This window comes from Vibrio sp. VB16 (assembly GCF_015594925.2).
Lineage (GTDB): Bacteria > Pseudomonadota > Gammaproteobacteria > Enterobacterales > Vibrionaceae > Vibrio.
Window position 1 is genome coordinate 1,239,753 of the sequence record NZ_CP087591.1, and the last position, 26,709, is coordinate 1,266,461.

Annotated in this window: 20 protein-coding genes; 10 read left to right on the top strand and 10 right to left on the bottom strand. The window is 42.3% G+C overall.

Annotated elements, in window-relative coordinates:
• Positions 1 to 171: 171 nt before the first annotated feature.
• The 8 genes from IUZ65_RS21990 to yihU form a co-directional block, all read right to left on the bottom strand.
• On the bottom strand, positions 172 to 2,178 hold the full coding sequence (locus IUZ65_RS21990) for an alpha-glucosidase (RefSeq protein ID WP_195706143.1): 2,007 nt from the start codon (positions 2,176 to 2,178) through the stop codon (positions 172 to 174).
• A 190-nt stretch (positions 2,179 to 2,368) separates the two neighbouring features.
• Entirely contained in the window at positions 2,369 to 3,418 is a 1,050-nt protein-coding gene (locus IUZ65_RS21995) for a TRAP transporter substrate-binding protein (RefSeq protein ID WP_195706144.1), read from the bottom strand.
• 69 nt (positions 3,419 to 3,487) lie between these two features.
• Entirely contained in the window at positions 3,488 to 4,777 is a 1,290-nt protein-coding gene (locus IUZ65_RS22000; RefSeq protein WP_195706145.1) for a TRAP transporter large permease, read from the bottom strand.
• A gap of 11 nt (positions 4,778 to 4,788) precedes the next feature.
• Entirely contained in the window at positions 4,789 to 5,319 is a 531-nt protein-coding gene (locus tag IUZ65_RS22005) for a TRAP transporter small permease (RefSeq protein WP_195706146.1), read from the bottom strand.
• 296 nt (positions 5,320 to 5,615) lie between these two features.
• Positions 5,616 to 6,476 carry a class II fructose-bisphosphate aldolase gene (locus IUZ65_RS22010; protein ID WP_195706147.1) on the bottom strand — a complete coding sequence of 287 codons (861 nt, stop codon included), beginning with the start codon at positions 6,474 to 6,476 and terminating at the stop codon, positions 5,616 to 5,618.
• A gap of 262 nt (positions 6,477 to 6,738) precedes the next feature.
• On the bottom strand, positions 6,739 to 7,986 hold the full coding sequence (locus IUZ65_RS22015) for an AGE family epimerase/isomerase (protein WP_195706148.1): 1,248 nt from the start codon (positions 7,984 to 7,986) through the stop codon (positions 6,739 to 6,741).
• Between the two features lie 535 nt (positions 7,987 to 8,521).
• A complete protein-coding gene (locus IUZ65_RS22020) occupies positions 8,522 to 9,583 on the bottom strand; it encodes an aldose epimerase family protein (RefSeq protein WP_195706149.1) in 1,062 nt (353 codons plus the stop codon).
• A 47-nt stretch (positions 9,584 to 9,630) separates the two neighbouring features.
• Complete coding sequence (yihU, locus tag IUZ65_RS22025) at positions 9,631 to 10,524, bottom strand: sulfolactaldehyde 3-reductase (protein WP_195706150.1); 894 nt, start codon at positions 10,522 to 10,524, stop codon at positions 9,631 to 9,633.
• A 244-nt stretch (positions 10,525 to 10,768) separates the two neighbouring features.
• Here yihU and IUZ65_RS22030 point away from each other — a divergent pair, with 244 nt between their 5' ends.
• Positions 10,769 to 11,656 carry a PfkB family carbohydrate kinase gene (locus IUZ65_RS22030; RefSeq protein WP_195706151.1) on the top strand — a complete coding sequence of 296 codons (888 nt, stop codon included), beginning with the start codon at positions 10,769 to 10,771 and terminating at the stop codon, positions 11,654 to 11,656.
• Between the two features lie 14 nt (positions 11,657 to 11,670).
• Positions 11,671 to 12,432 (top strand): DeoR/GlpR family DNA-binding transcription regulator, encoded by a 762-nt coding sequence (locus IUZ65_RS22035; protein WP_195706152.1) that lies wholly within the window; start codon positions 11,671 to 11,673, stop codon positions 12,430 to 12,432.
• Positions 12,433 to 12,594: 162 nt separating this feature from the next.
• Here IUZ65_RS22035 and IUZ65_RS22040 read toward each other — a convergent pair whose 3' ends face one another.
• Entirely contained in the window at positions 12,595 to 13,410 is an 816-nt protein-coding gene (locus IUZ65_RS22040) for a transporter substrate-binding domain-containing protein (RefSeq protein WP_229638280.1), read from the bottom strand.
• Between the two features lie 636 nt (positions 13,411 to 14,046).
• On the opposite strand from IUZ65_RS22040, the gene IUZ65_RS22045 reads away from it, so the two are divergent.
• From IUZ65_RS22045 to IUZ65_RS22070, 6 genes are all read left to right on the top strand, one after another.
• Entirely contained in the window at positions 14,047 to 15,681 is a 1,635-nt protein-coding gene (locus IUZ65_RS22045) for an ABC transporter substrate-binding protein (RefSeq protein ID WP_195706153.1), read from the top strand.
• 125 nt (positions 15,682 to 15,806) lie between these two features.
• A complete protein-coding gene (locus IUZ65_RS22050; protein WP_195706154.1) occupies positions 15,807 to 16,781 on the top strand; it encodes an ABC transporter permease in 975 nt (324 codons plus the stop codon).
• A gap of 7 nt (positions 16,782 to 16,788) precedes the next feature.
• Entirely contained in the window at positions 16,789 to 17,769 is a 981-nt protein-coding gene (locus IUZ65_RS22055; RefSeq protein ID WP_195706155.1) for an ABC transporter permease, read from the top strand.
• On the top strand, positions 17,766 to 18,719 hold the full coding sequence (locus IUZ65_RS22060) for an ABC transporter ATP-binding protein (RefSeq protein ID WP_195706156.1): 954 nt from the start codon (positions 17,766 to 17,768) through the stop codon (positions 18,717 to 18,719). The genes IUZ65_RS22055 and IUZ65_RS22060 overlap by 4 nt, the downstream gene beginning before the upstream one ends.
• A 10-nt stretch (positions 18,720 to 18,729) precedes the next feature.
• Positions 18,730 to 19,710, top strand: coding sequence for an ABC transporter ATP-binding protein (locus IUZ65_RS22065; protein WP_195706157.1), 981 nt, complete (start codon positions 18,730 to 18,732; stop codon positions 19,708 to 19,710).
• A gap of 49 nt (positions 19,711 to 19,759) precedes the next feature.
• Positions 19,760 to 23,209: a hypothetical protein gene (locus IUZ65_RS22070; protein ID WP_195706158.1), complete on the top strand. Its 3,450-nt coding sequence runs from the start codon at positions 19,760 to 19,762 to the stop codon at positions 23,207 to 23,209.
• A 197-nt stretch (positions 23,210 to 23,406) separates the two neighbouring features.
• Here the strand turns inward: IUZ65_RS22070 and IUZ65_RS22075 are convergent, their stop codons facing one another.
• Positions 23,407 to 24,408 (bottom strand): LacI family DNA-binding transcriptional regulator, encoded by a 1,002-nt coding sequence (locus IUZ65_RS22075; RefSeq protein WP_195706159.1) that lies wholly within the window; start codon positions 24,406 to 24,408, stop codon positions 23,407 to 23,409.
• Positions 24,409 to 24,856: 448 nt separating this feature from the next.
• Between IUZ65_RS22075 and IUZ65_RS22080 the strand changes: the two genes are divergently transcribed.
• Both IUZ65_RS22080 and IUZ65_RS22085 read left to right on the top strand, forming a co-directional pair.
• Positions 24,857 to 26,155 carry a carbohydrate porin gene (locus IUZ65_RS22080; protein ID WP_195706160.1) on the top strand — a complete coding sequence of 433 codons (1,299 nt, stop codon included), beginning with the start codon at positions 24,857 to 24,859 and terminating at the stop codon, positions 26,153 to 26,155.
• A 146-nt stretch (positions 26,156 to 26,301) separates the two neighbouring features.
• Entirely contained in the window at positions 26,302 to 26,706 is a 405-nt protein-coding gene (locus tag IUZ65_RS22085) for a DUF1801 domain-containing protein (RefSeq protein ID WP_195706161.1), read from the top strand.
• The last annotated feature ends 3 nt before the right edge of the window (positions 26,707 to 26,709 follow it).

A 26,709-nucleotide genomic window follows, 5' to 3' on the forward strand; every position in this document is an offset into this window, starting at 1 on the left:
TCGCTATAGGCGGCAATATTCGAGATACGCGGCTATTTTACCCGATAATGATACCGCTTAATGATCAGAAGATTCCGGTTGCCAAGAGAATGACGACTTAATGTTGGTATTTAGATATAAAAAAACCACCTTCATTGAAGGTGGTTTCGTCTCTACTATCTGGTTATTGGATTAGAGAGTAGCGATTTGGCTCAATAGCTCAACATCTTTGGATGCCTTGCGATAGAACACAGCAGGTTGACCGATTGGAGCATCAACTTCAATCCAACCACCAGTGAATGTCTTACCACTCCATACGTGTACCCATTCATCTTCCGGCAGGTAAACTTTCTTAATTTCTTCACCTTGGTTATAGACAGGAGCGACAAGCAAGTCACGACCAAACAGGTACTGGAATTTGATTTCGTACGCTTCCGTGTCGTTTTCATAGTGCATGAATAGTGGACGTTGGACAGGCATGCCTTTTTGAGCGTTCTCTTTAGAGGCGGCTTTAATGTATGGCTTAAGATGCTTGAAGATCTTAGTCATACGAGCTAGGTGCGCTAATGTATCTGCATCGGTATAGAATTGATGGTTGTCACCAGGACGGTTGCCTTCATGCGTACGCATAATTGGTGTAAACGCGGCCATTTCAGTCCAACGCTGGAATAGTTCTTTAGTACGTTTGCAACCGTGGAGCGTTGTATAGCCACCAATATCACTGTGGTGAATGCCGTTACCCATTAGGCCAGAAGACAGTGCGGCTGGAATAACGGACGCAAGGCCATCGTCAATACACCAATCAACTAATTGGTCACCACCCCATAAAGCGTGACACTTCCCTTGAATACCAGCACCGCCAGCACGCATAAAGAATAAAATATCGTCTGTTTTACCCGATTCTTCAATCGCTTCATGCTGGACTTTCGCCCAACGATAAGGCCATTTGTTGTGTTCGATTTCAGCGCTAACGCCGTTGCTTAGACTACAGTCTGTTGGTAGGTATTCACCGAAATCTCCCATCCAGCCATCAAGGCCAAAATCGATCATGTTTGTTTTGATGACGCCTTTATACCATTCGCAAGCATTTGGATTAGTAAAATCAACAACACCGCAATAAAACTCACCAAAATCGACGACGTATTTTGAACCGTCCTGCTTAGTTGCGAGGTAACCTTTCTCTGCTGCTTCGTTATAAAGAGGGAAATCTTCTAAAACGTACGGATTGATATAACCCAAGAAACGAATGCCTTCTGCTTTAAGCTGATGGATTTTTGTATCGAGTTCTGGATAAAGATCTTTGTTCCACTGCCAATCCCATTGTAGACGCTTGCCAAAAGACGTCATCTTGATGCCTTGCCAGTCTTGGCACCATGCACCAGCAACCTCAACACCAGCCGCTTTTGCTGTTTCAATTTTTTCCAGAGTAATATCTGTACCACCCTGAATACCGAGAATGACACCGTTGGTAACCCAATCAGGTAGCTCTGGCTGGCGACCGAATACTCCAGTAATGTTTTCAACAAGCGATGGGAACGACTCTTCACAATCAAGAAGTAAGTACTCTGGGATATCCCAACATTGAAGTTCATGGAAATCAGCGTTAGTGAAATCAAAATCAGCATAAGCCGTCGTTTCTAAATGACAGAAGTACTTTTTGTCGGACACAAATGTGGGTTGAGGATAGTTGGTGTTGTAGTAATCACCACCCGCCTTATCATTCGTGTCGGCGAGCCACGTTACGTAGCTGTCTTTATTACGACCGACACCTGGTTCTGAAGACCATAGTGGGAAATTTTTACCGCGAAGGTTGAAGTAGGTAAGTTGCTCACCACATCCATATACTTTCTCTTCTTCCGTTGCGGCTACGCGAAGCCAGAAGCGGTTGTATTTAGGATCAAGCGCTTCGAATTCTGCTTTTAATCGAGATTCTGCGGTTTCGGATACCAACATTTTAATGGCTGGCTGACCATCAAAGTTAAACGTAATTACCGTTTTACCGTCGATTTCTTCAACAGAGTACTGACGAAGAGGTAATCGTTCGGTGACGTAATCAGTAATATCAAAGTTACCACGATACATATCGTAGTTTGCTTCACCGACGCCTAAAAATAGTGATGGGCTTTGAGCCGAGTGCTTGAATACAGTTCTGTTTTTATGTGTTATAACCAAAGCACTGTCGTTGTAAGATACGTCCATTATATAGCTCCGAAATTGTAAGAGGGAACGGTTTAATTAAATCGTTTAATTTAAGGTTGCTTATTTTTATATTATTTATGTTTTTTAAATATGAATAATATAAAAATAAATAACCTATAGGTTTTCTGTTGCCTTGAAATAATCCCCCCCAGATTAGGGAGGGATAGTTGCTGCCAGTTAAATAATATTCTTATTTAAACTGAACCTTGTATTCAGCTGCGATCTTAGCTTCACACGTTTTGATTTCGTTTTGGAAACGCTCTAGCCATACTTGACCGTCAGCACCCGCTGTTTTTGCGAAGTAATCACGTACTGGTGCAGCTGCTTTTTGGAATTCAGCTTTTTCTGCAGCTGTTGGGCTATAAACCGTACCGTCAGCTTTTTTGAACTCTTCGTAAGCAGTGTATTCACGGTGCTTAGGATAAGAACGTAGATATTGATTCTGAGCATCGATAGCATCAACAATAACTTGCTTTAACTCGTCTGGGAACGACTTGAATTTCTTGTCGTTGAATACCCAAGCACCACCCATGTAAGCGTGACCATCAAGAATGATGTAGTTTAGGCTTTCTTGGAAACGGTTTTGTACGATATCGACGATACCATTCTTCGTTCCATCTACAACACCTGTTGAAAGGGCAGTATATACTTCAGGCCACGCGATAGGTGTTGGCGCTGCACCAAGTTCTCTAACAAGTTCTTGCTGAATTTTAGCCGGTACAGTACGTAGTTTCAGGCCTTTAAGATCCCCTGGAGTCTTAACTTGTTTTTTCGTTGTTGCAATGTTGCGCCAACCACCAGAGTTAGAAACCATCATTAGACGTGAGTTAGGAGCGTTGTTCAAAATGTTGCCACGCACGTCACCTAAGAATTCCTCGTTATCGTATACACATTCAGCTATACGGTCATTTGGAAGCATATAAGGTAAGTCAAATGCACCAATTGGCTGCCAGTAGTTTGCTAGCTCAGCGATAGTTGTTTGGAAGTAATCAAACATGCCCGCTTGGATACCTGCAAGACACTCTTTAGCATTGCCACATAGCTGACCTGAAGGATAGATATCTACAGAGATAGCACCATTAGAACGAGACTCAACATAGTTTTTGAATACAAGTAGAGACTGGTGGTTATAGCTATCTAGGTTCGATACGTGGGGTACCGTTAATTTGTAGTCTGCAGCGGTTGCAGCGCCAGAGGCAAGAATTGCTGTAGTTGCTAATCCAAGTAGTGTTTTTTTCATATTATGTTCCTTTAAAATATATTTTATTATAAAGCTAAAGCTTTTATTTCACGTATATCAATGAGGGTGTTACATAACCCCTAGTAGCTGCGGTAAACCGATAACTAGTTTAGGGAAGAACGAAATTAAGAAGATGATTAAAAATTCTATTGCTAAGAAAGGAATAATCGCCTTCGAAATATGTTGTAGCGGTACACCGGATACACCGGAAGCTACAAAGAGTACGAGACCCATAGGTGGCGTTGCTAAACCAATAGAAAGGTTACACACCATGACCACACCAAAGTGCACTGGGTCGATACCGGCAGCAATCATGATAGGGGCAATGATTGGCGCAAAGATCAGAATCGCAGGGCCCGCATCCAAGAACATACCTACAATAAAGAGGAAGATGTTAATGATGAAGAACAACAAGTAAGGATTGTCAGTGATGCCGTTAAAGAAATCTGCAACGCTATTAGAGATACCAGAGAAGCTGATAGCGGAAGCAAATCCACTTGCTGCGGCGACAATGATTAGAATCGCTGCTGCGTTGACCGATACTTTTGCAAATAGAGCATACGTGGCTTTAACGGTGCTTACTTTAAGAATATAAACCGACAGAATAATGGCATACAGTACGGCGACTGCCGCTGCTTCTGTTGGAGTAAATATACCGCCATAGATGCCGCCAAGAATGATCACTGGAGTCATTAGAGGCAATATCGCCATCTTCATACTCTTACGACGCTCTTCTTTAGATGCACGTTCAAAGGGTTGAATGTCAGGGTAGTGACGGATCTGGAATCGGTTAACCAACATCAAACCTAGGCAGAAAATCAATCCAGGTACAATACCGGAAAGGAACATTGCTGCAACAGACGTATTCATTACGAACGCGTAAATTAACATGATGCCAGATGGAGGGATGATAGTGCCCAATACGGTTGCCGCTGCGGTTAACGCCGCTGCATAGGCCGGATCGTATTTGTACTTTTTCATCTCTGGGATAAGCATGTTACCTATCGCTGATGTCGCGGCTACAGAAGAGCCGGTCAATGCACCAAACATCGTTGCCGCGATAATAACGACGTGCCCTAAGCCACCACGCATATGTTGAACACGGGTTTGAGCAAACGAAACGATGCGAGGTGTAATACCACCGCTCGACATGCACTCACCAGCCAACATAAAGAACGGTAGAGCAAGCAAAAGGAAGTTATCAAGACCAGAGTAAAGCCGTTGATAAAGCATGTTAATGAACAAAATTTGATCATCTTGAACAAACGTGATGATTGGTGAAAGACCGAGTGCAAAAAGAACGGGCACACCGATAAGCAAGAATGTCATGAAATAGACGAGGAAAATCGGAGAAATCATTATACGGCGTCCTATCCAGTTACTTCAACTGACTTTGTGTTGTCAGAAAAATGGATGAAATTGTGTATCGACGCGGCTAACTTTTCAAAAGCAGTTAAGCATGACAACGCCAACATCACAGGTGGGATGATGTAGATGGTATACATCGGGATTGGCACGCTATCTGCCATTACGCCACCGGTGGTAAAGAATATGTACCCGTAGTAGATCCAGATTGTGAATAAAATGAGAGCAGCAACGTGTGCGACTATCATAAAGATGTGGTAAACGCGCATATTCTTAAACTTGTCTGTTATAAATGTCATTGCGATGTTTTGATCACGCAAATAAACGATAGGTAGGCACAGATAAGTCATATAAATCATCAAAAAACGTGATGATTCATCAGTCCAGCTTAAAGGGATGTTTAATATATAACGACAGCCGACTTGAAGTAGCACAATAGCCGTCATTACTAATAATAAGATACCTGATAACTGAGCCGTAAAATTTGCTATAGGTGCGTTAATCTTATTTAACGCGTTTTCAATACTCTTAAACATGTAGAGTCACCATTAGAATTTAGCATTGCAAACGTTGACTTATTATAATTAAATCAATAATTTGGGGCTGATATTCTGTAGAGTTAGTTCACGCCTATTAAGCACTTCCTGTGCTCTTTATGACTAAGCTTATTTTTTACTATTTGTCCGTTTTGTTTGGCGAAATTTTAGCATTTTGGTTAAAATTGACCGTGATGCTTTTCACATCCAAACAATGCTTGTCATTATCTGCATATTTCATGTCACATTTCTGACATTATTTAGGAGGCGAGCCCCCTAAATAAGAGTGACTTTTATTAAGCTTTACCGTTTGAACCGAACAGGCGGATCTTGTGCTTGACCACTTCCATCATAGAGGCGATACCGGCGTTGTTTGCATCTGCAAGAATAAAGTCATTCTCGTTGTCAGCCCAGTGTGCTTGTACGCCTTTGATAAAGCCTTGACGCAGCTCAGTATCCACGTTTATCTTCGCAACACCGCGCTTAACTGCTTCGATAACCTGATCATCTGGCACGCCTGAACCGCCGTGCAGAACGATAGGTTTTTTCACTGCATCTTTGATTTCAGTTAGACGGTCAAACTTAAGTTCTGGTGTTGTTTTATACACGCCGTGAGCCGTGCCGATAGAGACTGCTAAATAATCAACACCTGTGCGCTCAGAGAAATCCAGTGCTTCAGCAACCGTTGTTATCATCGCGTCTTTTTCATCAACAGTAATGTCATCTTCGGTGCCACCGATCTTGCCAATCTCACCTTCTGAACCAAGGTCAAGCGCTCTTGCTACTTCAACCACCGCTTTTGTGATACGGATGTTCTCTTCAAAAGGTAGCGCTGAGCCGTCAAACATCAGAGACTGGAAGTCACGTGTAGCGGCTTCCATGCACTGTTCAAACTTACGACTGTGGTCGAGATGAATACAGACTGGAACAGTGATGTTGTGGTGTTGAATAAGAGAATCTACCGCGTCACGAAGAGGTTTCATACCAATTTCGTTAATGGCTTTTTGGCCAATTTGTAACATAAAAGGTGATTGCTCTTCTTGTGCTGCTAGAAGTACCGCTTTGATGGTTTCTAGGTTGTGAGCTGTGAATGCACCGATAGCGTAGCCGTTTTCCCACGCTTCTTTAATCATTGTTTTGCCGGATAGGTAAGGCATTTGAGATAATCCTCTTCATTTGTTTGATAATGTAGAAATTATCAGTCATTTGATTTCATTTCTGTTAGATATGTATCATTTTACGACAAAAACAATCAATAATGGACAAAAGTGAGTGTTGGGACACATCTTGTTACTCTACGAATTAGTACGCCGCTTCTTCTTAGAAAGGGGAGTTAGAGAGGGACAAAAAAAAAGATGACAGCTACAAGCTATCATCTCTTAATATCTAACTACAAAACGTCAGTAAAATGGTGGAAATTTACTTCATGTCTTGATCCAATAAACCGGCTGCGAGTGCAGGTGCTAACCCTGGAGTTAACGGTAATCGTGGAATCACTAAGCAGTGCATTAGGTGATAAATGTCTTGCTTACCATCCCATACTTTGGCTGAAACGACATTATTCGAATCAAGCTCTTGCCACCATGAACAACCTTCATAATCCATCAGGTACGTGCGGCAGTAATTCCACCAAGTTTGGTAGAACTCTTCGTACTTCTTATCACCCGTTACGGTGTAAAGCGCATAAGCAGTGCCGATCGCTTCTACTGGTGTCCAACGAATACGTTCACGCACAACTGGCTTACCGTCCCAGTCAACGGAGTAAACAAAACCCGGAGCGCCATCGACAGACCATGCGTCGCGGACGGTTGCATCAAATAGACCCTTGGCATCTTCTAGTAACCATTCTGGTGTATCTGCACCGATTTCAAGTAGTGTTGCGCGAAGATGGCAGATCAAACGGCCCCACTCGATCCAGTGGCCGGGGGTACCACCGTAAGCACGGAAGTGGCTTGCAGGCGTTTCTTTATTGTAATCTGGAAGCGGATTCCAGTTTGAATCAAAATGCTCATTAACTCGGTAGTCGAGGCTTTTAGCTGTTTTGTGGATCATAAATTCAGTAACATGCAGTGCTCTATCTAGCCACTTTGTATCTTTTGTTACATCATAAACAATTAGGAAGGCTTCAACGGCGTGCATGCTGGCGTTACCACCACGATAGTCTTCCGTCTCTGAGAATGTTTCGTCCCAAGACTCAAGGCACATTTGTTCTTCTTCACTCCAGAAGTATTGCTCAACAACCTTAATGGCTTCATCTAATAAAGCTTGAGCACGCGGGTGCCCAGTTGTTACTGCGCTTGCAGCGCCTAGTAGAACAAAGCAGTGTTGATAACCTTGCTTTGACGCATCGACAATACCATTACCTTCGTTATCTATCGTGGCATACCATCCACCATGAGTCTTGTCTTTCAGTGGACCTTCTAATGCGGAAATTCCATGTTCAACAAGGTCATACGCACCTGGACGGCCCATCAAAGCAGCGAGAGAGTAACAATGTAGCATTCTTGCCGTGATCCAGAGTCGTGTACCCATTTCCTCACGAATGCTTCCGTTATTGCCGACCCAACCAAATCCATTTGGAACGACCGCTTTTCTTCCAAAATCAAAAATTCGATCGGTTTCAGTTTCTAACCAAGAATTATGGGATCGGGTGTTTATCCACTTCATACAATATTTCCTCTAGTGAAAACAAATAATAAGATAGAGCGAAGCTTAACAAACCATGTAATTACAATGTTGAAAATAAAGGTGTGTGTTAAGTTCTAATTAAATACAGTAAAGGTCAATACCGAAAGCAAAACAACAATCATGATGTATTTCAAGTCGAAATAGCCCCGACATCATGGGGCAACGCTTAGTTATTCATGTCTTGGCGTTTTGAATGTTTTTGTTTACTGTCTGTTATTACAGAAATTATCACTTTGTTGCTCCAAATTCTGTTAGTTATGTAGCATTTTTTACAAAAACAATCACAAATGGACATTAATGAGCGTTAGGGCACAATCAATCACAAAAAAGACACCGTCTTCGATACCGTCCTGTGAGTACTCTAACTGCTCGTCATTCTCGTGAAAACGTAATGCTGTTCGGTTAGTGCTAAATACTTCGTCATTCCCGTGAAAACGGGAATCTTGGTGGGTTTAGTTCTATAAAAAAGGCGCTCATCGTTGAGCGCCTTTACATGTGTTGTTAAAACTGCCGTCTATTTAATGCTGAAACGGTGGATCGTTTTTTCTTCAAAAATTTCATCTGGATTCAAGCGAGTCGTCGGAAAGTGGGGGTGATTCGGACTATCGGCGTAGTGTTGAGTTTCCAAACACATACCGGCAAACGCCTCATACTTGTAACCATTACGAGCAATCCAAGGTTTGTTAGATAACTTGGAACCGTTATAGAACTGTACTGCAGGTTGGGTGGTTAGTACTGTCATCAAACGGCCACTATTTGGCTCATATAATTCGGCGGCTAATGCATATTCGCCTTCTACTTCTCGATTGTGCAAAATGTAGTTGTGGTCATATGCGCCATCTGGAATGCTGGGCTTATTCTCACGAATCGTCGTCATAGAGGTAAAGTCCAGTCCAGAGCTTTTAACGGACAAAATTTCGCCTGTTGGGATCATATTTTCCGCAACCGGCGTGTAGAAGTCAGCATGAATTTTCAATGCGTGACCGTCTATTGTGCCAGAATCATGGCCACCGAGATTGTAGTAACTATGGTTCACAAGGTTAACGACAGTTGGCTTGTCAGTCGTGGCCTTAAAATTGTAGTGAACCTGATTTTCTTCATCTAGACCAACTGTATGGACAACACTCAAAGTGCCACCGTAACCGGACTCACCATCAGGTGACACACGGCTAAAGTGGACGAAAGTTCCTTCTTGCGCCTCTTCAATCGAATAATCCCAAACGTATTTGTCGAATCCTTTTAAACCGCCGTGCAGATGTTGCACGGTAGGTGGTTCATTGGTTTCTAGTTGAAACCGTTCACCATCTAAAGCGTACTTACCATCTTTGATACGGTTAGCGAAACGGCCGGCGATGGCACCAAAGAAAGGATGACCACCAAGGTACTTCTCTAAACTTTCGTACCCCAAAACGACATCGGCGACGTTGCCATCTCGGTCCGGTGTCTCAATTGAAGTGACGATACAACCATAGTTGGTGACCGATATCTTCACGCCGTTTTTGTTGGTAAGTGTAAAAAGTTGAACAGGGTTGTCCTGACCTTCTACCGCCCCCCAAGAAGTAATGGTAAGTTCCACGTTATTGGCCTCTGCTAGTCTTGATAATGTAATTTGCTAACGAGTGATTATTTAATCTTTGGTTCTAGACCAGAAGTTACACGTAGCTGCTCCAGTATCGCAGACCAATCTTGACGTCCACGACCCGCAGCGCGAGTGATGCTATAAAGCTCACGAGATGCCGCACCACATGGCATTGGAACATTAACCTGGTTAGCTAAATCAAGCGCGATACCGAGGTCTTTATGTGCGAGGTCAACCATAAACGCTGGAGATAAATCACCAGACAGAACCTTACCCGGCCACGTAGTAGTGAAGTGCCCTTTGCCTGCTGGAGTGCCGCTCATTACAGCCATTGCCGTATCGAAATCTAGGCCGATAGCCTCTGCCAACGTGATGGCTTCAGCGGATAACGCGTTGAGCGCAATACTCATGTAGTTGTTGATTATTTTTACGCGGATGCCTTTACCTGCGCCACCAGCGTCTACGGTTTCACTGCCCATGCAATCGAAAAGAGGTTGTGCTTTAGCAATCTGTTCTTTAGAGCCGCCCGCTAAGATAAGAAGTTCGCCTTTTATTGCGTGGTCCGAGGTACGACCCACAGGTGCTTCCATCATGCTGAAACCTTTATCTGCCATCTCTTTTACAAGTGCATCCGTTTCGAATGGGTGGATAGTGGACATATCAATCAATAGCGTTTCTTTGCTCATAGTTGATGTAATTCCGTTGTCGCCAAATATTACATTTCTGACTAGAGCACCGTTTGGCAACATCGTGACAATGAATTCAACGTCTGTAGCGGCTTCTGCTGGAGAAGCAACTGCCACTGCGCCTTGGCTTACAAGTGCTTGCACTGCATCTTCGCTGATATCGAAAACTTTTAGAGAGTGACCACCTTTAATTAGGTTTGCCGCCATTGGGCTGCCCATTTGACCAAGACCGATAAAGCCGATAGTTGACATGATTTGTTCCTTTTATACGTATTGGGATTGCGGCCAATATAACGTTTTCGTCAAAAACTACTGTAATCAATGTCACATTTTGTTGTTTTTTGTTCATTTGTTGTTGTTTTGTGATTGTAATCCCAGTAGATATCGACAGTTTTCCTATAATGTATTCATACTGTAGTCTTACGCTTGTCTGTCTGCGTTTGTGTACAATTACCGCGTACCTTCAGATAAGTGATAAATAAAAGAGAATCAAACAATGCCAATAGCGTGTCTTGGAATTACTGTGCTCGATAGAGTGCAACGAGTTAAAGAGCTCCCGACGTCGGGTGGTAAATTTGTCGCGACAGACTATTTCGAGATAGGTGGTGGTCCTGCCGCTACCGCAGCTGTGGCAGTGGCTAAGTTAGGACATGAAGTGGATTTTATCGGTCGTGTAGGAGGTGATTCAGTCGCCAAAACGATGCTTGATGAGCTGGCTGGTTACGGTGTAAACGTGACGAAATCAATACATATACCTAGTGCTTCGTCAGCCTTTTCGGCTGTATTAGTGGATGATGAAGGCGAACGTATGATTATCAATTATCAAGATAAATCACTTAGTCGCGACATTGAGCCATTAAAGTCTGTCGATTTTTCTACATACTCAACCATACTTTGTGATGTGCGTTGGCCAGAAGGTGCAAAATATGCACTAGAACAGGCTAGAAAATATCGTATTCCGTCAGTGTTGGACGCCGACCTTTCACCCGACTCTATTTCAGATTTGGTGGAACTTGCTGATCATGTTGCCTTTTCTCAGCCGGGCTTAGCTAAATTTACTGAGACAGATGACCCAATTCAAGGGTTAAAAACTGCTCAGAAAAGGACAAAAGGTAAAGTTTATGTTACGGTCGGAGCCGAAGGTTGTTACTGGTTAGAAGGCGGTGAACTTAAGCACCAGCAAGGTAAAGTTGTCGATGTCGTCGATACAACTGGTGCTGGTGATGTTTTTCACGGTGCCTTTGCAGTTGCGGTTTCAGAGCAAATGGAGTCAAGGCAGTCTGTCGTTTTCTCAAACACAGTTGCGGCTTTAAAATGCACCAAATTAGGTGGGCGTGAAGGCATTCCAAGTAGGGAAATCGTTAACGCCGATGTAAATAAATAATAATAAGGTTTATCATGACTAATCCTAGACAAGACAAATTATTACAATTAGTTATCGATAAGGGTTACTGTACCGTTGAAGATTTGGCAGAAATTCTACAAGTTTCTACACAAACAATAAGACGGGATATTAAAAAGTTAAGCGATGAAAGATTAATTGTGCGACATCATGGAGGCGCGAGTTCGCCTTCTAGCACAGTAAACTTAGACTACGAAATTCGCAAAGTATCCGAAACCGATGAGAAAAATGCCATTGGTGAACGAATAGCAGATATGGTCCCTGATAACTCGACGGTTTTCCTAACTATCGGCACAACGGCAGAGATTATTGCTACGCACTTGCTTAAGAAGAGTAACCTTCAAATCATAACTAATTCTCTGCGTGTAGCCAATGTGCTGCATAGCAATAAAAGCTTTGATGTACTTATTCCAAGTGGAAAAATTCGTGCGACCAATGGTGGAATAGTTGGGACTGAAGCCCTTGATTTTATCAATCACTTCCGCTTTGACTATTTGATCACGAGTGCTGGTTCTATTGATTCGGATGGTACTTTATTAGAGTATGATTTAAATGAAACCGCGGTAGCTCAATCGGTTATGAAATCTGCGCGGAACGTTTTTGTTGCGTTAGATTCAACTAAATACACGCCCAAAGGGTCGATTGAGTTGGGACATATTCGTGAAGCGACCGTTTTTTTCACGGATGAGCAACCGCCAACCTATATCCAAGAAGTATTAAATCAGACCAATGTGAGACTAGAGATTTGTGAAGGATAGTTTAACCTAACCTAAGCTTTGATTTTAAAAGGAGAGTGAATACTCTCCTTTTTTCGTGTTGTACTTTTTTGTAATTTAGCTAGCGGTTGTTTGAACGGGTTTTTCATACCAGTTAAACGCTTTTGGTCCGAGCGAAATTTAACCACGAAAGGTCAACAGATCCTAATAGACGTTAAGCAAACTTGGTGTCGAAGTATACGTTAGTTCCATAGGTAAAATGGGATTGCGTAGTGAGATAACGTTTCTATTACCAAGATCCAGTTCGCGAAGCGTTTCGCCAAAGTAGTGCTCAAATAGCGCATCTAATTTGCCATTGTCACTCAGTTGAGTTAATCCATGCTCAATGCGTTTTGCTAAGTTTGGTTTTTCAGGGTGAACATAGAAAACCAATGGAAATGGGTAGTACAGTACTAAGTCAGGCTCTATTATAAGGTTTGGATACGCTTTAGAAATATTTTGATAAACGGATTGAACTTCATTTGCCCCTAAAGAGACGTAATCACAATCCCCATTACTAAGGTATCGAAATATCTCATCGAAGCTCCCTTTTTCAAGCACCTCATAGCCGTTTTCTCTGAACAGTTCAGCATCTGCCCATGTTTTTGGGATACCCGCCTTTAACTCGCGAATAATCTGTTTCGTTTCATTATATTTGGGTTCTATAAGCGAACTGAAATCTTGTCGAGTGATGAGTACTCTATATCCCAATAGTCCTTTAGCGATCGGTTTGTGTACTGGTATATATGTCATATCTGAAAACTTCAGATTTCCTGCTACCGTTACCAGTAGGTCTGACCCCTTTAAAAATACATTACCTTCATCTTCAGCCGAGAGGTAATCCGTGTAATCAACGATCACTTCAGGTTTTAGATTCGTAGTACTTTGTGTGGCATTTAAGACTGCATTTAGAATCGCTAATTCATATTGCTGACGAATAAGAGATTTGTTTCCGTTCCAAAATTGTATTTTGCTCATCATCTTTCTACTAATAGGTGAATCTGTGTATAAAAATTTATTGAAAGATTTAACAACCATTCAATGTTAAGCACGATATCAGACTTATAAAGAAAGCGCTTTCGTTTTGGATGTAAAATTTGAGATTAAGTAAAAAAAATGCATTCTGGCAAAGATACGAGGTTATTTAACCCGCGTCTAGACCTGCTCTGAAAGATGGATTCGAGCGAGACCAAAATCAAACAGAAAAACGCGAAGTACAGAGAAAAATTAGGGAATAAGTAGGGTGCTAGGAGTCGATATGCATTCTGATCACAGAAACAAGCTAATAAGCAGAGCTGGCGAAAACAATATTTATTTAATGATTTTAATGGGTTAGGGTGAACCGTGAGTATTAGTTATGTGTTGGGTATGTTCTTAACTAATTGTAATTAAACAATAAAAGTAGTATTTGGTAATGTGCTGCCATTTTTGTGATCTTGGTAGAATTTCAGATTATTTCGTGTTGTTGGAGCCTATATGCTGTTGTAGTCTCTTATCAAAAGAAAGCGCTTTCTTTTTGAAATTGACTACGTTCGGTCACAAAAAAACAATGTTGTTTAATCTAAAAAGAAAGCGCTTTCTTGTTGATCTAAATACAAAAAAATAAAGGAATACGTGATGCAAAACAAAACCTTACTGGCTTCATTTTTATGTGGTGCCATGTTTGTTTCCGCCGTTCAAGCAGAAGATATAAAACAAGGTGGTACACTTACGGTGCCAATTATCAACACTGGATTCGTTGATAATTTTAATCCATATACAACTAAAGACCTTTTGCACGGGATTATGTTTGAACCACTAATGGTTTTTAACAACATGACAGGTGAAACGAATTATCGTCTTGCTGAGTCTGCGGTTTATTCCGATGACCTCAAAACAATTACCTTAACGCTTAAAGATGGCTTGAAGTGGTCTGATGGTTCGGCACTAAGTGCAGACGATGTGGTATTCAGTTTCATGTTGACGAAAGAGGCACCTGCGTTTGATCAGAAAGGTATTTGGTCGGGTAAAAACTTAAAAGAAATCAAGGCTCTTGATAATAAAACAGTGACATTTGAGTTGAATGAAGCCGATTCAACGTTTATTTGGAACTTGGAAAGATACCATATCGTACCTAAACATATTTGGGGTGAGGTTGAAGACCTAACCACATTTACTAACCCGAATCCGATTGGCAGTGGTCCCATGACGACGGTGAAATATCTTAAAGCTCAGCAGATGGAATTGTGCCGTAATCCTAATTACTATCTTGAAGGGCGTCCGTATCTCGACTGTGTGACTTTCCGTTCTTATAACGACAACTCACAGCTTCAACCTGCTTTGATTAAAGGCGAAATTGACTGGGGTTCAAACTTCATTGCTGATATCGATGCAACATTTGTAGAAGCATCACCAGAGACCAATCATTATTGGTATCCAGCAAACGATGCGATTCATCTTTATGTAAACACCACAGAAAAACCTTTCAATGATTTACGGGTTCGTCAGGCTTTATCTATGGCCCTGGACCGCGATGCAATTGTAGACATCGCTGCTTACGGTTACCCAACGGCCAACTTTAACGCTGGTGGTATTGGTGAGCTTTATGAGACAAGCATTAATAAAGGTATATCCGAAAAATACAAATCACTCACTACGTTTGACCAAGATAAAGCCAAAGCCTTATTCGATGAAGCTGGCCTAACAGACAAAAATGGTGATGGGTTCCGTGATGACAAAGACGGCAACACGATTGAGTTTGATATCGAAGTTGTGAACGGTTGGACTGACTGGATACAAGTTGTGCAGATGGTGACGGAGTATTTTGAAGAAGTAGGCATTAAAGCCAAAATTAAGACAGTGGACTGGGCGGTATACGATGCGAACCTAAAGGAGAGCAAGTATAAGATGTCGATCAACTGGTCTATGGTTGCAACTAACCCAATTCTTGCATATCAAGAGTATTTTTCAACCTCTCGTATCGGTAAAACTTGGCACGCTGGTCATGGTGTACACAGCCCAGAGATCGACGCATTGATCGATAGTTTTGGTAAAACGGGTGATACGAAGGAACAGCAAAAAATTCTAGACCAACTTCAAGAATTTACCGCGCAGAATATGCCATTTATTCCTCTTTTCTCTAACCCAACTTGGTTCCAATACCGTACAGATAAAATTGTGGGATGGCCAAGTGAGAAAGACCCTTATGTACAACCAGTATGGTATGACGGTGGTAAGCGAGTCATCATTCTTAATAATCTACACCTTAAGTAATGTGAACTCGGGATAGATTACGTTTCTTATCCGCAACCGGCGTTAAATCACCAGTTGTTCACTAATTAAATGTACCTTGATAAGGAGTCACAGCACCCTGTGGCTCCTAGGTTAAAAGATTCCTTATGTCGTTTTTGCTTCGCCGCTTTGGCTTTTATTTTACCGCATTTTTGATTGCTATTTCATTCAACTTCATGCTGCCACGTTTAATGCCTGGAGACCCCGTTGAGGCGCTATTTGCGGCTGCACAAGGTCGAATGGACATTGCTCAGATGGACGCTGTTCGTGAAATGTATGGTTTTCTTGATGGCAATATCTTCGAACAGTACCTCGCGTATATGAAAAGCGTCTTCACCTTAGACTTAGGGCCGTCAGTATTGATGTTCCCTGTTAGTGTGTCTGATGTTATCGCAATGGCCCTTCCTTGGACTATGTTTCTTGCACTTGGCTCACTGATTGTTGCACTTATTATTGGTGTCAGCATCGGAACCTACGCCTCGTACAATCGTGCAGGGATATTTGGACAGGTTGTACCGCCGGTGCTCGCTTTTATCAGTAATTTTCCGTACGTCGTCACTGCTTTATTACTGTTTTACATCTTCGGTTTAAAGCTTGATCTCTTACCACTTGCGTACACCTATGACCCGTCACTTACGCCCGGTTTCACATTCGAATTTATTGGTAGCGTCGCTAAACACGCTATTTTGCCTGTCGGTTCTATGGTGGTGGTCGGTATTTCAACGTGGGTATTCAATATGCGAAACGCGATGATCAATGTACTTGGTGAAGACTATGTCACGATGGCAGAAGCAAAGGGGCTAAGTAACTACCGAGTGATGTATCGCTATGCTGGGCGAAACGCCATTTTGCCCGTTGCAACGGCGATAGCGATGGCGATCGGATTCTCGTTCGCAGGTTCTATCATGACCGAGGTGGTTTTTAACTATCAAGGGTTAGGGAATATCCTATTGAAAGGCATAGTTGCGCGCGACTATCCGCTTATACAAGCCATTCTCCTTATTCTGGTTTCAGCGGTGCTTACCGCTAACTTCATCGCCGATCTTTTATATGTTTGGCTCGATCCACGAATCTCAAATTAGGTGCATCATGGACAAACTTATTCCTAACCAACCAAACGATTTAGATGTCACTGAGCCGAACTTTTCTTGGAAGAAAGTGAAAAGTGTGATGCATACGCTATATGCTTTTTTCTATGGTAATCCGCCAGCGATAATTGGTGGGTTTTTACTGACGGTTATCCTTGCTGGTGCTGTTTTTGCGCCGGTATTTGCCACGCACAACCCTGAAAAGCGTGCCGCACGGCCGCATGTCGCCCCTAGCGCAGAACACATTATGGGCTCAACACGAAGCGGACGTGATGTGTATAGTCAGGTGCTTTACGGTGCAAGAAAATCGCTAACCGTGGCTATCTCTGCTGGCGTAATTGCAATGACAATAGCGATTATTGTTGGTGTTTCGTCTGGCTATTTTGGCGGAAAAATTGACGAGCGTTTAAATTTTGTAACCAACGTGTTTTTGGTTTTCCCTCAGCTCCCCTTACTCATCGTACTTGCGGCATTCCTAGGGCAGGTGGGATCTCTGGTTATTACCGTCCTATTGGGGGTCACTTCTTGGCCATGGGGGGCGCGAGTAATACGATCCCAAACGATGGCTATTCGCAGTAAAGAATTCATTATTTCGGCGGAAGTAATGGGAGAATCAAAAATTCGCATCATCTTAGTGGAGATACTTCCTAATCTTACCTCTATTGTATTTGGCGGCTTTCTTGGCACGGTTATCTACGCAATGGGCGCAGAAGCTGGCTTGGGTATTTTGGGTTTGGGAGATGCAACAGAAGTGAGCTGGGGTTCAATGTTGTATTGGGCACAAACGTCATCTGCTCTTTACACGGGGGCGTGGTGGGAAATGATTGTCCCTGCAATGGCTCTCGCCCTTACAGGGGGGGCATTAGCACTAATAAACATGTCTATTGATCAGGTGAGTAATCCAAAACTAAAAACCGGTCCGCATATTAAGATTTGGCACAAATTGAAGAAAGAAGCGGATATTCGCAGAGGTTTAAGATGAGTAATTTATTAGAGATTAACAACCTTTGTGTTGATTATGTTTCTCCAAATGGGATTGCGAGAGCGGTAAATAATGTCAGTGTTTCTATTGCTCCGGGTGAGACATTAGGTATTGCAGGGGAGTCAGGTTGTGGAAAAAGTACCTTGGCGTTTGCGATATCCCGGTTGCATAAAGCGCCAGCGCTTATCTCTGAAGGTGAGATCCTTTACAAAGGTGAAGATGTTCTGAAAATGAACGATAGACAGCTTAGAAATTTTCGTTGGAATGAAGTTTCAGTGGTATTTCAAAGCGCAATGAACTCTCTAAACCCTGTGATAACGATTGGTGAGCAGTTAACGGATGTGATTTTAGCGCATAAGCCAGTAACCAAAAAACAAGCTTATGAGAAAGCGGCGGAGTTACTTGAGATTGTTGGGATACACGCGGATCGTTTGTCGAGTTTCCCTCATCAACTTAGTGGCGGAATGAGACAACGCGTTGTCATTGCTATTGCGCTGGCACTCGAACCGAAACTTATCATTATGGATGAGCCAACGACCGCACTTGATGTGGTGGTGGAACGTGAAATTCTTAATGAGCTTTATGATCTGAAAACCAAATTTGGATTCTCAATACTATTTATCAGCCACGATTTAAGTTTGATGGGCGAAATAGCCGACAGAATTGGCGTGATGTATGCGGGTAACCTGATTGAATTAGGCGCCGCAAAAACCGTTTTTGGTTCACCACAACATCCATATACACAAGGTTTGATTTCGTCGTTTCCTACTATACATGGGCCCAAAGAGCGTTTGTATGGAATTCCAGGTAACCCTGTAAATCTACTGAAGACACCACAAGGCTGCAATTTTCAAGATCGCTGCTCGCATTGTTTTGCTGACTGTAAAGCGAAAGAACCGAGACTGTCCCTGTTAGAAGCCGGACATCAAGTGTCATGTCATCTTGTGTAGGAGAGAAGAGATGGAACAAGTAAAAGAAAAAGAGGTCATTCTTTCGGTCAATAATTTGGTCAAAGATTTCTCACTCGGTCAGTCAACGAAAAGCGATCTAATGCGAGCGGTCAACGATGTTACCTTTGAATTACGCAAAGGCGAAGCACTAGCTATTGTTGGTGAATCTGGCTCAGGAAAAAGCACAGGTGCTCGTATTCTTACACGCATTTATGATAAGACTGGTGGGGATGTCATCTTCAAGGGTGAACCGCTTCAAGAATATATCGAAAAAAACGGCGAGTTAGAATATGCCCGTCAGGTACAGATGATCTTTCAAGACCCATTTGGCTCTTTAAACCCTGTCCATACTATTTACCACCATATCGCTAGACCATTGCTTATTCATAAGCGCGCCGAGAAACAACATGTGGCGAAACTGGTTTATGAGTTACTCGAATTGGTTGGGCTACAACCCGTGAAAGAGACGGCGGAAAAATATCCTCATGAGCTTAGTGGTGGGCAGAGACAACGTGTTGCTATAGCAAGAGCGATAGCGGTTAGTCCGGAGGTTATCCTTGCAGATGAACCTATCTCGATGCTCGATGTATCGGTTCGCCTTGGTATCTTGAATTTGATGTCAGACCTCAAAGATAAGCATGGCATCTCCTTTATGTATATTACCCACGATATTGCGACGGCCCGTTATTTCGCAGAAAAAACGGCGGTGATGTATGTGGGCCATATGGTGGAGTGGGGAAGCAGTGACAGTGTGACGCAAAACCCTCAACACCCTTACTCACAACTTCTGTTGTCTGCCGTTCCTGAAGTGGGCAAATCAGGGCGACGGGAGTTAACGGTTAAGAAAGGTGAAATTCCGATGTGGAAACCAGACAGTGTAGGTTGCCCATTTGCGACTCGTTGCCTTAAAGCAACTCAGCAGTGTAATGATTCTATGCCAGAAGCGACTCAAATTGGAGTCGAACACTTTGCCCGCTGTCACCATCTCTAAATTTTGAAAATTAAGCGCGTAACTGCGCTTTGATAATATTGGTACTAATATGCAATATACCCCTCATAAAGAGTCAGAGCCTGTAAACGGTGAATTCGTCAATCTTAATGGCGAGAGATTTTACAAAATAGAAAATGTCGACCGAATGGACCCGTTTTTTATTAGCGTCGTTTCTGCAAGCAATCATTGGTTATTTATCTCTTCTACTGGCTGTTTATCAGCGGGTAGAATTCGCCCAGAAAATGCGCTTTTTCCTTACCGATCAGTCGACCATATACATGAGAGCGCTGAAAATACTGGGGCAAAAACGCTTATTCGACTCACCTCACAAAAAGGTGTTGCTAAGTGGGAACCTTTTAATCCTCAACATGATGGCTTATATGAGCTTCAGAGGAATCTGTATAAAAATAGCGTCGGCGATAAGATTACGTTTGAAGAGATCAATATAACGTTACAACTCAAGTTCCAGTACAGTTGGAATACCAGTGAAAAATTTGGATTTGTGCGTCGATCGGAGCTAACAAATCTAACCAATGAAGTACGCCAAGTCGAATTGCTTGATGGTATTCAAAATATCCTACCTTCTGGTGCTCCGTTACAGGCGCTGCAAACAAGAAGTGCACTGGTCGACGCTTACAAGTGGAATGAGCAGGTAGAGACGTCACCTTTAGCTCTGTTCAGCATGTATGCCATGTTAAGCGATAAAGCAGAACCTGCCGAATCGCTAAGAGCGACCACCGTATTTAGCGTAGATAGCGATGACGGTGATATTCTGCTATCCAGCAAACAGCTTAATGACTTCCGAAAAGGTAAATCGGTGACAGGAGAGTCTTTAACTAAGGGCATTCGAGGTGCTTATTTTATCCGTAAGTCGATGACACTGGACAGCTTTAAAAGTAACTCCTGGTTTATCGTTGCAGACATAGATAAAACCCATTCTGATATCGCAAAACTAAGGCCAAATCTCAATCGAGTTGGTGAATTAGCGACGGATATTGAAAGAAGCATTGAGGACAATCATTCTGAGCTAGTAAGTTTGATGTCGGGTGCCGACGCGTGGCAGTTGACGTCAGAAGAGAACACCAGCGTGCATCATTACGCCAATGTATTGTTTAACAACATGCGTGGTGGAGTGTTTGAAAACAACTACGATTTAGATACCGCAGACGTATACAAAACTATGCTGAACTCTAATGAATTAGTAGTTAAGAGTAACAAAGCGTTTTTTGCCTCATTGCCGGAGGTTATTTCACATAGTGCGTTGATTAAGAAAGCAGAAGAAACGGGAGATACCCAGTTAACGCGACTCTGCTATGAATATCTTCCTCTGACATTTGGCCGTCGTCACGGTGATCCTAGCCGTCCTTGGAATCATTATGAAATCAAAGTTAAAGATGAGAATGGGGACAGACTGTTATCCTATCAGGGAAACTGGCGTGATATCTTCCAAAACTGGGAAGCATCCGCATTAAGTTATCCCGGTTTTATTCCATCGTTTATTGCGAAATTTGTTAATGCCTCTACTGCCGATGGATATAACCCATATCGCATAACCAAAGATGGTGTCGATTGGGAGCTATTAGACGCAGAAGATCCGTGGAGCAACATCGGGTATTGGGGCGATCACCAGATTATCTACTTGCTCAAATTCCTAGAACTAGCCGACAAATATAGCCAATCAATTCTGGTTAATCTTTTGGACAAAGAAATCTACGCTTATGCCAATGTACCTTATGAGTTATGCGGCGTAGAGTCGTTGTTTGCAAACCCAAAAGACACCGTGGTATTTAATAGTGAAAAGCAGCAACAGATTGAACATCGAGTGTCTCAAATAGGCAGTGATGGGCGCTTAATACTGCACAATGGTAGTGATGTTTATCTTGTCAATTTGATGGAAAAAATGCTGGTACCTTTATTATCTAAACTGAGCAACTTGGTACTTGATGGTGGGATCTGGTTGAACACTCAAAGACCAGAATGGAATGACGCAAATAATGCCATTGTAGGCAACGGTCTATCCATGGTCACATTGTATTACATGCGCAGATATGTCACCTTTCTACAAAAATTACTGGTTCAAGCTCCAGCCTCAATTGCGCTCTCAAAAGAGGTGTCGGCATGGATGTTTAACACCAGTAAGATCTTATCGGAAGCCGCTTTAGAGATAACTCAAAAAACGATTACACGTCAAACCCGCAAGGCGATTCTAACTAAGTTTGAAAAAGCGGCCGAAGAGTATCGAGAAAAAGTGTATCGCATGAATGGGTTTTCAGGGAAATCCACTGTAGAGACAGCTGATATATCTAGAATGATGGACGTTTGCCTAGCGGTTTTAGACGATACGATTGCCAATAACAGACGAAATGATGGCCTGTATAATGCCTATAACATTATTAATTATTCTGTTGAGCAGGTAGAGGTGTCTGAATTATATCCAATGTTGGAAGGGCAGGTCGCTATTCTGAGTTCTGGTGTGCTTACCCCAAGACAAGCCGTTCAGTTGTTAGAAAAACTGTTTGCTAGCGAGATGTATCGTGCCGATCAGCAAAGCTTTATGCTTTATCCAGATAGAGATCTCGCCTCATTTAGTGACAAGAATCGGATTACAAGTGATCGAGTAGAAGAAAACGAGTTGCTCTCTTTGATGATTGAGAAAGGCGATACTCGTATTCTGAATAAGGACGTAACCGATCAATGTCATTTCAATGCTAGTTTTGAAAACAGTGGTTATCTACTAGAGGTTTTAGAACAAGTTCGTAGCGAATACAGTCAGGTTTCTGAAGACAGTATTCAGGGTGTGATGAGCATTTATGAGCAGGTCTTTAACCATCGGGCCTTTACGGGACGATCTGGTACCATGTTTGGTTATGAAGGCTTGGGGAGTATCTATTGGCATATGGTTTCCAAGTTACTGCTTGCAGTACAAGAAAATTATCAATCTTCATTCACATTGAACCCAACAAGCCAAGAAACGAAGAAACTGGCCGATTATTACTATCTGGTGCGCCAAGGTATTGGGTTCAACAAATCACCAGAAAATTACGGCGCCTTTCCTACCGACCCTTATTCGCATACGCCTAAGCATGCAGGTGCTCAGCAACCGGGTATGACTGGTCAGGTGAAAGAGGAAATCATTACTCGATTTGGAGAGCTAGGGCTCAATATTTCAGGTGGTGTTATCACGATCAATCCAAAACTCCTGAAACCAAGTGAATTTTTAACTCAATCAGATTCATTTAAATTCGAGAATGTGTTTGGTGACTCCGTCGTTAAGGTTGTTGAGAAAGGCTGCCTCGCATTTACCTATTGCCAGGTGCCCTTTATTTATCAAATAACGGATAGTAGCGAAATGGAGATGAGCATCATAATGAACGACGGAAGTGAGAAATTCGTTCAGGGTTCAACCATGCCATTATCTCTCTGCGAACATATATTTAGCCGTTCAGGTAAGGTTGAAAAAGTGAGAGTGTTTGTACCGAAAAAGAGCTGTTGGGATTGAGTAACATTTATTCATTAAATATTCGTCTATAAATAAAAGAACATGAGCGATAACAAACTAAGTAAATTTGTTGTCAATATGGAGAGAGTTCCACAGACTGCTCAAATTCTCTTTGTACACTTAGCAATGGGCAATCATGCCCATTGCTTTCTACTACATGGCATCCATATTGCCAAATGGTGATTTTTCCGTTTGCCCTAATTCAGGTTTCTAACCGATTGGCGTTCAATTAATGTTGGTTGAAGTCGTTTTTCCATCGGTTTTAGCGGTTTTCCTTTTAGTTCATTGAGTACATAATTTGCACCCTGAATCGCCATTTCTTTAAGAGGGAAGTCGATGGTCGTTAAGCTTGGGTTCATGTATTGGCTATAGTTGCTATTATCAAAACCGATAATCGATACGTCTTCACCTACCCTCAATCCCTTTTCTGCACAAACGCCATAGGCGGTCATCGCTATATTGTCGTTCATGCAAAATATGGCGGTCATCTCGGTATCTCTATCCAAAAGACGCCTTACGGCTCCGTCATTACCTTGATGATCAAAACGACCTTCAACAACTAGGTTTGCATCATATTCAATCCCTTTTTTTGCCAAAGCATTTCGATAACCTTGCAGACGATCTCGGCTATCGATCTTACTTAACTGTCCGGTGATACAACCGATTTTTCTATGCCCCATACGGATGAGATAGTCAACCGCGATAGCGCCACCATGTTCATTATCGATATAGATGCATTTATCTGATATTTCAGGAATATATCGGTTAAGTAACGCGGTCGCTGGCGTATGTTTGACTATTTCGAGAATATCGCTGTCGGATAGCATATCCGATGTCAAAACCAGTCCATCGACTTTTTTTGAACGTAGGAAGGCGATGGATTCTTGCTCCTGATCTAGGCGTTCATTACCACTGGAGATAATGACGTGATAGTTCTCTTTACGAGCGGCTTCTTCGACATTGTGCATCATTGGGCCATAAAATGGGCCATCGAGTGTCCCTACAAGCATTCCAATGCTGTAAGACTTGTTGGAAGCGAGAGCTTGAGCAAAGGCGTTGGGTTGATAACCTAGTGCCTCAATAGCTTCAAACACCTTGAGCCTATTTTTTTCTTTTACCGATTCATGTTTGTTTAATGCCCGAGAAACAGTGGACTGCGATACCTGAGCATACTCCGCAACTTCTTTAATGGTTATCAATGTTCTTCGGTCCTTTAGGCTTGGTGTGTTCCGATTCGGTTATGACTACGAATTTTACACGAATTAAGGTTTGTCACTAGTTTTGGTTTTATCATCGTTGATCGCACTTACTTTATCAAAGACCTATTCTGAAACTTAGTGTTAGTGTCAATTTTTTCTTGTTAATCTTATTTTATTTTCAATTCTGGTTCAGAATGTGAACCGAAATCAAGCAAGCGCTTTCTTTATGTGTTTGTATCACATTTTGTAGGGGTATGGTAACCATATAATCTGACGAGAAGGCCAAATTGAATGATGGAATAAACATTTTACCAGATATTTTGGATGAATTCTCATTTCGTATATTGAATTGGTCATTTTATAAAATTAATAAGAAAGCGCTTTCTTTGTGGTTTGGACTACAAAGTTTGAGGCGTTGTAAGCAAAAGAACCCTCGACGGAGTTAATAATGAGATTATCAAAAATATCCTTAGCATGCCTGATGGCGACATCTGGCCTATCCCTTTCCCCAATAGCAACTGCTGATACAACCGATGGCTTTGAGTTTCATGGTTATTTTCGAGCAGGTGCAATTTTTAGTGTTGAAGATGATTTAAAACGGGCCAAATTTCCAGCGACAAAAGAGACCCTAGGGCGTCTAGGTATTGAGTCTGACAATCACTACGAACTCGCTTTGCAGAAAAATTTTGATTTAGACAACGGTCAAAAAATTAGAATTAAAACTCGTGCAGGCGCAGATAACAACAACGGAGATGCGACGAATCAGCTTTCATCAAACGTGAATGGTGGCGATATAGGCATTATGGAAACCTTCGTAGAATTTGAAGGTGTGACAGAAACCGGTGTTGTTTGGGGAGGAAAACGTTTCTACGGTAAAGATAACTATATCTTTATGACAGACTTCTTTTATACCGATATGTCCGGTATTGGTGTCGGTATTGAAGGCATTACATTGGGTGATAATGCGTGGGACTTCGCGTATATGGCGAGTGATAAAAACGACAATGATGCGGGCCGCTGGGGTGACAACACCAACAATACTATGCATTCGGTTCATGTCGGCGTAAACCTCGGTAAGTTTGAGATCCATTCTATGGCGAAATACCTGCCAGACAATTACAACACAGTGGACGGTGTAACAACAGGTGACTACGCAGAAACAGGTTTTGAAGTGACGGGCATTTATCATTTAGATAGCCTATGGGGATTACCGGGAAATGGTTTTGCTAAAGTAATTGGTCAAGCGGGTACTGGGTTAGGTTCGGGTCAATTACTTGGTGGCACGATGACGGAATACAATGCATACAAACCAGGTTCCGGTCGTGGCCAAGGTCAAAGCTTTTTGACCCAAGTTAAAGATGGCGATAACTCTTTCCGTTTGCTTACTTGGGGCGGTTACTTCCCTGAAGGTAAGATGAACTACTTTACCTCTATCCAAGGCCAATACAACGATTATGACGACGGTGGCAACGACTACTGGACATCCGCAATGGTTCGCCCAACGTATAGTGTAAATGAAAACTTCTTTGTCGCGACAGAACTTGGTTTCCAACACACTGGCTACGAAAATGTTGATGGAACGACAGGCACAGATAATGATTATAAACTGACTATTGCACCTACTGTGGTAGTTAACACCGGTATGGGGCCAGCTCCAGAAATACGCTTTCTTGCAACCTATCTTGATGGCACTGCGCGTGAAAAAAGTGATGTAATCGTAGGCATCCAAGCCGATATGTGGTGGTAACGTATTGTCCATTTGCCTTGTTTAATTCGGTTAGACTAATAGCTATTTAATGTATTAGCAGGGTTTAGTTTTTAGACTGAACCCTTTTTTTGTTTTCCATTCATCTTCCGCTACACTATAGGCAAAAATCATCTAAGGTCGTTTATATGCATCCGGATATCCAAGCCAAATATGATCGCTATCCATCAGAAATTAAACCAAGAATGACGGAGCTAAGAACCTTGGTATTTGAGGTGGCCAGATCTTTAGGGTTAGCAGACGTTGAAGAAAGCCTCAAATGGGGAGAGCCAAGCTATTTGGTCAAAGGAGGAAGCGCAATTCGTATGGATTGGAAAGCGAAATCGCCGGAGCAATACAGTTTGTATTTCAACTGTAAAACAACGCTAATTGATACCTATAGAGAGTTGTATTCCGATACGCTTCATTTTCAAGGCAATCGAGAAATAGTGCTTAATCTTAATGAACCACTGCCTGAGGACATTATCCGACACTGTATTCAGCTAGCGTTTACTTATAAAAGCGTTAAACACCTTCCTTTACTAGGGGCGTAACCT